The following is a 743-nucleotide window of genomic DNA, read 5'->3' as shown; positions in this document are numbered from 1 at the left end:
TATAAAATAACTTAATAGGCTGATTACTAAGGTCTGTAACCTTGAAATCAAATTCATAGTTCGAATAAGGAAGGATCATCCCTCCCGTTAAATCAATTTTCTTGCTGCCATCAGTTACTACAAATTTACCGATTGATATGTGATACGGTGACTTATTCTCACCTTTGATATTAATCGCCTTACCTGTCCTTTTTGCCACCCAACTAACACTTTCTGCCGCAACTCTTGGATCTGAAGATAAGCCTATCGGACGATATAAGAACTTTAAGCGTGTACGAAATGCAAGGTTTAGCTTATTTTTTGCATTATCGTTTTCCACCTCTGGGGGTATATCAAGCACATTTACCCAGAGCAATGTCTCTCTATCACGGGGAAACTTTGCTTTTGCTTCTTCTGTTTTAAAAACTCTAAACGACTTTCCTTTCCCCGCATTTATTCGCGAAACTGGAGGGCTAATAACAAAAGGCAAATCTTCTTTTTCCACATCACCAGAATCCATGGAATCCCTATCGGATTCTAACCACACTTGGACTAATGAGGGCAGATCCCCAATATTATTGACTCTAATAACTTGTTCTTTACTTTTTTCATCAAAAATTATTCGCGTTGCCATAATTTGAATAGAGGCATAGGCCGAATATCCTCCACACGCAAAAAAACCTATTAGAAGTATTTTTAATAACTTCATTTCCTACATCCTAAAACCATTGGAAAAATAATCATCGGGGACTGGCTCTTAAAGA

General features: G+C 37.4%; 1 protein-coding gene. It reads right to left on the bottom strand.

Annotated features, from left to right (window positions below):
* Positions 1-688, bottom strand: a 688-nt coding sequence (locus tag V1952_RS22260) for a molecular chaperone (RefSeq protein WP_420075598.1), incomplete at its 3' end; no start/stop codon positions are given.
* Positions 689-743 lie beyond the last annotated feature (55 nt).

Origin of the sequence: Yersinia sp. 2542 StPb PI, assembly GCF_048593855.1 — a bacterium.
GTDB classification, from domain to species: domain Bacteria; phylum Pseudomonadota; class Gammaproteobacteria; order Enterobacterales; family Enterobacteriaceae; genus Yersinia; species Yersinia enterocolitica_E.
Note: the sequence above shows the minus strand (reverse complement) of the source record. Positions and strands in the feature narration are given on the sequence as shown.